General features: G+C 70.9%; 8 protein-coding genes and 1 pseudogene. 6 read left to right on the top strand and 3 right to left on the bottom strand.

Annotation, left to right across the window (positions count from 1 at the left end):
* Positions 1–413: 413 nt before the first annotated feature.
* Entirely contained in the window at positions 414–995 is a 582-nt protein-coding gene (locus tag ABB34_RS14600) for a mechanosensitive ion channel domain-containing protein (protein WP_057642105.1), read from the bottom strand.
* A 48-nt stretch (positions 996–1,043) separates the two neighbouring features.
* Positions 1,044–2,309 (bottom strand): alkaline phosphatase family protein, encoded by a 1,266-nt coding sequence (locus ABB34_RS14595; protein WP_057642104.1) that lies wholly within the window; start codon positions 2,307–2,309, stop codon positions 1,044–1,046.
* Between the two features lie 129 nt (positions 2,310–2,438).
* Between ABB34_RS14595 and ABB34_RS14590 the strand changes: the two genes are divergently transcribed.
* From ABB34_RS14590 to ABB34_RS14575, 4 genes are all read left to right on the top strand, one after another.
* Positions 2,439–3,017, top strand: a complete 579-nt coding sequence (locus ABB34_RS14590) for an RNA polymerase sigma factor (RefSeq protein WP_057642107.1) — start codon at positions 2,439–2,441, stop codon at positions 3,015–3,017.
* Complete coding sequence (locus ABB34_RS14585) at positions 3,014–3,544, top strand: hypothetical protein (protein ID WP_057642103.1); 531 nt, start codon at positions 3,014–3,016, stop codon at positions 3,542–3,544. The genes ABB34_RS14590 and ABB34_RS14585 overlap by 4 nt, the downstream gene beginning before the upstream one ends.
* A 12-nt stretch (positions 3,545–3,556) precedes the next feature.
* Complete coding sequence (locus ABB34_RS14580; RefSeq protein WP_425478995.1) at positions 3,557–4,450, top strand: DUF4097 family beta strand repeat-containing protein; 894 nt, start codon at positions 3,557–3,559, stop codon at positions 4,448–4,450.
* A 61-nt stretch (positions 4,451–4,511) separates the two neighbouring features.
* Positions 4,512–4,844, top strand: coding sequence for a zinc ribbon domain-containing protein YjdM (locus tag ABB34_RS14575; RefSeq protein ID WP_057642101.1), 333 nt, complete (start codon positions 4,512–4,514; stop codon positions 4,842–4,844).
* A 225-nt stretch (positions 4,845–5,069) separates the two neighbouring features.
* Here the strand turns inward: ABB34_RS14575 and ABB34_RS14570 are convergent, their stop codons facing one another.
* The gene (locus tag ABB34_RS14570; RefSeq protein WP_083490240.1) at positions 5,070–6,158 is read right to left on the bottom strand and encodes a tetratricopeptide repeat protein; all 1,089 of its coding nucleotides are present in this window, start codon (positions 6,156–6,158) and stop codon (positions 5,070–5,072) included.
* A gap of 264 nt (positions 6,159–6,422) precedes the next feature.
* Between ABB34_RS14570 and thpR the strand changes: the two genes are divergently transcribed.
* Positions 6,423–7,010, top strand: a complete 588-nt coding sequence (thpR, locus tag ABB34_RS14565) for an RNA 2',3'-cyclic phosphodiesterase (protein WP_057642100.1) — start codon at positions 6,423–6,425, stop codon at positions 7,008–7,010.
* A 109-nt stretch (positions 7,011–7,119) separates the two neighbouring features.
* Positions 7,120–7,271: pseudogene (locus tag ABB34_RS15870) on the top strand (HD domain-containing protein); the annotation flags it as partial.

Genomic DNA, 7,271 nt, shown 5'->3' with positions numbered 1-7,271 from the left:
TGCGCAGGCTGGGGCCGATGTCGCTGAGCAGCCCGACCGGCACGAATTCGCTGGTGGTGAACACGAAGGAGGCCAGCGCCACCGCGATGACGGCGGGCAACGGCTGGTGGTTGGTGGTGGCCGGGGCGGCGGAGATGGGGGCGGCGGGGCTCGTCACGGTGGACGGGCACGGGGAGAAGGCACGGGACATGGGGCAGGGCCGGTTCAGGCTGTCGCAGGCGTGGATTCTTGCATTCTTTCGCTGCACTGCAACAAAACGAATGCCTCGCCCGGACTTGCGCTCGTAGAGCGGGGCTTGCCCCGCTGGGCTTTGCCGGGAACGCCCCAGCGGGGCAAGCCCCGCTCTACGGGATGGTTTCCGTGCCCCCGTGCAATCGGGCGAAGAAAGGAACGTGGCCGGGAGGGCCGCCGCCTCAACCGTCGCCCAGCAGGCGGTTCCCGTCGATGCGCCCGCCCGGCCAGCGGCGCAGGCCGCGCTGGAAGAACAGGCTGTTGGGGATCTGCATCAGCGCGTCTTCGCCCGGGCCGCCGATTTCCTGCATCGTGGTGTAGATCAGGTTGATGTCGATGACGCGGCCCTTGAGGCCGGGTTTCTCGCCGTTCTCCAGCACCTCGATGTGGTCGCCGAGGCGGAACGGGCGGGTGGTGAAGATCAGGAACGTGCAGAAGATGTTGGACAGCACGCTCCACGCCGCGAAGAACGCCACCGCGCCGACCGCGGCAAAGCCGGTGAAGGCGGTCCACAGCACCGTGGCCGACACGCCGACGCGGTCGAGGATGGCCACCAGCGTGCAGCTCCAGATGATGAAGCTGGACAGGCGCCGGATCGCCATTTCCATCGGCTTGGGCAGGGTGTAATGGCGCCCCAGCCGCGCCAGCAGGCGCCGGCTGAGCAGGCGCAGCAGCCAGGCGGCCAGCAGGATCGCGATGATCGACAGGGCAAGCTCCAGCGTGCCGACCCATTCGTGCATCCATTCCGGCAGGTAGTGCTTCATCGGGGTATCTCCTTGCGGGCCGCGGCCGTCGGCGGCGGCCCGTGGTGGTCAGGGGCGCAACGCGGCGGCGGTGTGGGCGGGGTCGCCGTCGTTGGCGCCGGGCTCGATGCCGAGCACGCGCGCGAGCAGCGGGTACACGTCGACGTTGTCGATGGGCGGGATCACCACGCCCTGCCGGAACGCCGGGCCGTGGGCGATGAACGGCGAGCGCATGTCCGGCAGCAGGTTGTCGTAGCCATGCTCGCCGCGCAGGCGATGGCCCTTGCGCTGCATCTCCGTGCGGGTGGTGATCTGCCAGCCGGGTTCGCCGATGCAGATGTAGGCGGGCACCCGGCGGTGCCGGCCGTATTCGAAGCGGGCCGGGATCTGCCCGCGGGGCATGCATTCCATGTGCGCGTGCCGCCCCATCAGTCGGCGGGCGGCGGCCTCGCCGCCGGGCAGGGCGTCGAAGGAGGCGTAGGCACCGGTCCAGCCGAAGTTCAGGCGGCTCACGTCGACCAGGTCGTCGAGGAAGAACTCCATTTCCGGCCCGGTCGCGGCCATGCCGTGGTCGGACACCACCACCACGTTCACCCGCTGCCCCAGCCCGAGCGCCTCGATGCCCTGCAGCAGGTGGCCGATGGCGGTGTCCACCTCGCCCAGCGCCTGGTCCAGCTGGGGCGAGTCCGGGCCGTGTTCGTGGCCCATGCTGTCCACCCGGTCGAAGTACAGGGTGATGAAATGCGGGCGCTCGGCGGCGGGCAGCGCCAGCCACTCCAGCACCTGGCGGACGCGGTCCTCGGAGCTGACCGCGATGTCGAACGGGCGCCAGAACTCCGGGCGCGCGCCATGCACCGGCGCTTCCGACCCGACCCAGAACATCGCCGCGGCGCGGCCGCCCTGTTCGCGCACGCGGGTCCACAGCGGCGTGCCGTCGTCCCACCAGCGCTCGTCGCCGACGGTCGCCGGGTCGAACATGCTGAAGCGCACGCCGGGGATCGACGGGTCGGTCATGAAGTTGGCGATGACGCCGTGGTGGTCCGGGCGCAGCCCGGTCACCAGCGTGTAGTGGTTGGGGAAGGTGATCGACGGGTACGACGGGCGCATGTACTCGGCGCGCACGCCGTCGCCGGCCAGCGCCGCCAGCGTGGGGGTGAGGCCGCGCTGCAGGTAGTCGTTGCGGAAGCCGTCGATCGAAATCAGGATCAGTGGCGAGGTGGCGTCGCGCGGGAGCGTGGCATGCGCCGCGGTGGCGACGGGGGCGGCCGCGGGCACGCCGGCGCAGCCGGCCAGCGCGAGGGCCGCGCCGAGCAGGGCGGCGGAGAGTCGGAGCATGGAATCGCAGTGGGGAGTGGCGGAGGCCGATTGTCGGCCACCGGCCCGGCGCTGTCAGCCCGTGCCGGCGATGCGGGGATTCGTGCGACCGGCTTTAAACCTTTTCGGCGGCGGCCGCATCCAATGGATATGCTCGCCGCCACCGTGACCGCCAACGCCTCCCATCCGCAGGTTGCCGACGACGCCACGCTGGCGCGTGCCGCCGCCGCGGGCGACGGCCATGCCTACGAATGCATCTACCGCCGCCATGCGCCGCGCCTGTACGCGCTGCTGTGGCGGTTGTGCGGCGGCAGCGCCGCGCGCGCCGAGGATGCGTTGCAGGAAACCTTCATCCAGGCCTGGCGCAGGCTGCCGCAGTTCCGCTTCGAGAGCGCGCTGGGTACATGGCTGCACCGGCTGGCGGTGAACACGGCATTGATGGAACTGCGCGCCAGCGCCGCGTTCGAGGCGCTGGACATCGGCGAGGACGGCATGGAGGTGCTGGTGGGGCTGCCGGCATCCATGCGCTGCAATGCCACCGGGCTGGACCTGGAGCGCGCGCTGGAAACCCTGCCGCCGCGTGCCCGCGCGGTGCTGGTACTGCACGACATCGAGGGCTGGAAGCATCAGGAAATCGCCGAGGAACTGCGGATGGCCGTCGGCAGTTCCAAGGCACAGCTGCATCGCGCGCGCGGCCTGCTGCGCGCGCGTCTTGGAGAAACGCCATGAACCGACACGACGCCGACCACGAACACGAGCACGACGAACTGGCCGCGCGCCTGCGCCAGCTGCCGGCCGAACGCCTGCCGCCGGCCACGGCCTGGCAGGGCATCGCCGCGCGCCTGCGCGAAGAGCCGCGCCTCCGGCCAGCGGTCGCGGTCGTGCCCGCCCCGTGCCGTCGCCGCTGGCTGCCCATCGCCGCGGCGGCCGCCGTCGCGGCATTGGCGTTGCTGGGCACCGGCCGTTGGAGGGAACTGCACGAGCAGCCGCCGTCGCCGCCGGAATCGCCGCTGGAAGTGCAGGCCGATGCGCTCGCCGACCAATACCGGCAGGCGATCGCGGCGATCCCGCAGGACACCGTGCCCGCCGAACTCGTCCCCGCGCTGCACGAGCTCGATGCCAGCGCCGCCGGCATCCGCTCGGCGATCGCGCAGAGCCCCGACGCCGGCTTCCTGCTCGGGCAACTGCGGCGCACCTACGCGCTGCGCCTGGAACTCACCCGGCAGGGCCTCGCCGCCGCCGGTCTTGCCACCTGAAGGAGAACCACCATGAATGTTTCCATGCGATACCTGCTGGCCGCCGCTGCGCTGCTGGCCCCATCGGCGCCGGCACTGGCGCAGACCACGGTCAACGAACACCACGCGCTGTCCAGCGGCGGGCGGGTCGAGATCAGCAACGTCGCCGGCTCGGTGAGCGTGCGCGGCTGGGACCGCAACGAGGTGCAGCTGACCGGCACGCTCGGCGAGGGCCAGCGGCTGGACGTGCAGAACAGCGCCAACCGCGTGCAGCTGAAGGTGGTGTACCCGCAGAACGGCCGCAACAGCCGCGGCGCGGTGCTGGAACTGCGGGTGCCGCGCGGCAGCGAACTGCAGGCCGGCACGGTCAGCGCCGCGCTGGACGTGGCCGAGGTCGACCTGCGCCGGCTGCAGGCCAGCACCGTCAGCGGCGGCATCACCGCCGGCGGGCAGGCCGCCGAGGCCAGCTTCAACACCGTCAGCGGCGCGATCCGCTCGCAGCTGCGGACCCCACGGCTGGAATTGCGCACGGTCAGCGGCGCGATCAACGCGGCGGGCAGCAGCGGCGGCGACGTGGCCGCCAACTCGGTCAGCGGCGCGGTCGACCTCGACCTTTCCGCGGTGCAGCGGCTCAACGCCGAAACCGTGTCCGGCAGCCTCGGCGTGCGCAGCGCCGGCCTGCAGCCGGGCGGCCGCATCAGCCTGCAGACGGTGAGCGCGCCGATCTCGCTGACCCTGCCGGCGCGCACCTCGGCGCAGCTGAAGGTCAGCAGCTTCAGCGGCAGCATCCGTTCGGACGTGGGCGAGGTCGAGCGCCCGCGCTACGGCCCAGGCAGCCACCTCGACGCGCGCCTCGGCGGCGGCGATGGCGACATCTCCATCAACTCGCACTCGGGCAGCGTGCGGGTCAGCCTCGGCGCGCGCTGAGGCGGATCGAACGGAGGACGGGCGGCTACAATCGACGCTTTGCCACGTCTCTGGAGCCGCCATGCCCACTTCCTCCTGCCCGCAGTGTTCGCTGGAAAACGTCTATCCCGACGGCGCACTGTGGGTCTGCGCCGACTGCGGCCACGAATGGTCGCCGGACGAAGCGGCGGAAAGCGCGCTGGTGGTACGCGACAGCAACGGCAACGTGCTGGTGGCCGGCGACACCGTCACCGTCATCAAGGACCTGAAGGTCAAGGGCTCGTCGATCCCGCTCAAGCAGGGCACGGTGATCCGCAACATCCGCCTGGTCGAGGACGACGCCGAGCACATCGAAGGCAACTCGGACAAGATCAAGGGGCTGGTGCTGAAGACCTGCTTCCTGCGCAAGGCCTGAGCACCCCCGGGTACGGGGCGTGCCTCGTCATCGAGAAAGCCCCGTGTGGGGCAAGCCCCACACCTACGGCTTTCGCCCTGCTTTCATTGATGTGGGACGTGGAGGGGGGAGGCTTCGTGTGGGTGTGCCTTGAACCCGCGGCATTGCTTTCGTAGATGCGGGGCTTGCCCCGCATGGGGCCTTGCCAGGCAATCCTGACGCCTGTTGCGTGACTTCGCGGAAGCGTCAGCGCGACGCGTGGCGGGCGCTGATGCGGCGCAGGCTGTCGAGCTTGGACTGGTAGACCGCGCGCACCGGGTCGGTGCCGCCCAGTTCGCGGGCGCGCGCCATCTCGCGCATCGCGCGGCGGTTGTCGCCTTCGAGGAAATAGGCCCGCGCCAGCCCGAAATGGAACTGGTGGGCGCTGCCGTACAGGCGGATGGCGTGGCGGTAGGCGACCACGGCCTGCGCATAGTCGCCGCGGCGTTCGGCCGTCACGCCCTGCATGAACTGGTAGAACGGGTCGCGCGCGTGCACGCGCTGCAGGCGCATGGCCAGCCGCGCGGCCTGCTGCTCCCTGCCGATGCGGTGGTACAGCGCGCTGGTGTTGGACAGCGCCGAGGCCAGCATCGGGTCCTCCTGAAGGGCGTTGTCGAGGGCGCGGGCGGCGGCATCGAAGTCGCCCGCGCGGGTTTCCAGCACGCTCAGGTTGTTCCATGCCGGTGCGAAGTGCGGGTCCATCTGCAACGCCATCCGCAGGTGGGCGCGCGCGCCTTCGCGGTCGGGTGTGGCCATCAGCTCGGCGCCGCGGTTGTTGTAGAAGTGGGCCAGCGCGCGCTGGTCGGATATCGGCTGCGGGCCGCGGCGGTCGTAGAGCACGTTCTGGTCCAGGTCCAGCGTCGCGCGCCGGCCATCCACGCGCAGGCCGACGTTGACGTGGCCTGCGTTGTAGATCACGCCCTGTTCCTGGTACCAGCCGACCACCTGCCCGACTTCCTGCATGTGCGCCTCCAGCCCGGCCTCGCGCGCAAGCGCGACGAACAGCAGGGTGAAGGACAGGCAGTTGGCGCGCTGCTGCGCCCAGGTTTCGGCCACGGTCAGGGTGGCCGCGGTGTCGTACTGCAGGCTCGGCGTCTCCGGGTGCCGCGGCTGGAACACCAGTTCCACCAGCAGTTGCAGGCGCTTGTCGGATGCGTTGGCGCCGTGGACCACCTGCTCCTGCAGTTGCTGGCGCAGTTCGGCCGGGATTGCCATCACCTGCTCGGGGGCTGGCGGCACGGCGGGCGGGGCCGTGGTGATGGCGGCAAGCAGGGCGAAGGCATTCCAACCGATCATGACCGATACCCGGAAGGTTGCTGCGGCCCGGCCAGTGTATGCCTTTCGCCGGCGCCCGGAGGAAATCCACAGGCGGTGTGGATGGATGCCCGGCAAGGTTGTGGATAACCGTTGGCGGCGCCCATACCGCGGGCGGTTGCGGACGCTGGCGAGGTTTTCGCCATGTCGGTGCGCGGCCGCTCCGGCGGTGGTCTGCTAGTATCCGCGGCCCCGACGCGATGCCGGCCACCTCCGGGCCTTTCCGCCAGCCGGCGCCTTCCGACCATGACGAAGTTCATTCCTTCCGCCGAAGCGCAGCTGTCGCTGGGTTTCGGCGGCGACATCCCGACCGAGCGCCTGTTCTTCGCGGTGATGCCCGATGCGGCCACCGCCGTGCGCATCGCCGAACTGGCCGACGGCCTGCGCGGGGAACACGGGCTGGATGGCCGGCCGCTGGCGCGCGAGCGCCTGCACGTCACCCTGCATCATCTGGGCGACTACGCCGGCCTGCCACCGGGGCTGCTGGCCAGGGCGCAGCAGGCCGCGGCGCGGGTGCGCCTGCCCGCGTTCGAGGTCTGTTTCGACCAGGTGGGCAGCTTCAGCGGCAGCCGCCAGCATCCGTTCGTGCTGCGCAGCGAGCATGGCGCCGAACTGCTGCACGACCTGCACCGGGAACTGGCGCGCTGCCTGCAGGGCGTCGGCGGCAAGCCGGAGCCGGCGTTCACCCCGCACCTGACCCTGCTCTACGACAGGCGCAGGCTGCCGCTGCAACCGGTGCAGCCGATGCGCTGGCTGGTGCGCGAGTTCGTGTTGATCCGCAGCTACCTCGGGCAGACCCGCTACCAGCTGGAAGGGCGCTGGGCGCTGGGTTGAAGCCGGCAACGAAGCATGTTTCCGTAGGAGCGACGTGAGCCGCGACCGGGGCTTTCCCGGTGAAACCCGGTCGCGGCTCACGTCGCTCCTACGCTCCCGGAATGCCCGCATGGATGACCTGATCCCGTTCCCCCTGCCTTCCGGCCAACTGGCCGAGATAGAGGCCGCGCACGCGCAGCCGCCACGCGCGTACCACCATTTCGGCCACGTGCGGGCGCTGCTGCGGCATTTCCACGACGTCGCCGCCGGCCCCGGCCGGAG

The organism is Stenotrophomonas daejeonensis (assembly GCF_001431505.1).
Taxonomy (GTDB): Bacteria; Pseudomonadota; Gammaproteobacteria; order Xanthomonadales; family Xanthomonadaceae; genus Stenotrophomonas; species Stenotrophomonas daejeonensis.
This window is presented reverse-complemented; position numbering and strand designations above follow the sequence as displayed.

Excerpts from the sequence above, each read along its gene's own strand:
- ABB34_RS14600 (WP_057642105.1), bottom strand. The coding sequence starts at position 995 with ATGAAGCACTACCTGCCGGAATGGATGCACGAATGGGTCGGCACGCTG.
- ABB34_RS14595 (WP_057642104.1), bottom strand. The coding sequence starts at position 2,309 with ATGCTCCGACTCTCCGCCGCCCTGCTCGGCGCGGCCCTCGCGCTGGCC.
- ABB34_RS14590 (WP_057642107.1), top strand. The coding sequence starts at position 2,439 with ATGCTCGCCGCCACCGTGACCGCCAACGCCTCCCATCCGCAGGTTGCC.
- ABB34_RS14585 (WP_057642103.1), top strand. The coding sequence starts at position 3,014 with ATGAACCGACACGACGCCGACCACGAACACGAGCACGACGAACTGGCC.
- ABB34_RS14580 (WP_425478995.1), top strand. The coding sequence starts at position 3,557 with ATGAATGTTTCCATGCGATACCTGCTGGCCGCCGCTGCGCTGCTGGCC.
- ABB34_RS14575 (WP_057642101.1), top strand. The coding sequence starts at position 4,512 with ATGCCCACTTCCTCCTGCCCGCAGTGTTCGCTGGAAAACGTCTATCCC.
- ABB34_RS14570 (WP_083490240.1), bottom strand. The coding sequence starts at position 6,158 with ATGATCGGTTGGAATGCCTTCGCCCTGCTTGCCGCCATCACCACGGCC.
- thpR (WP_057642100.1), top strand. The coding sequence starts at position 6,423 with ATGACGAAGTTCATTCCTTCCGCCGAAGCGCAGCTGTCGCTGGGTTTC.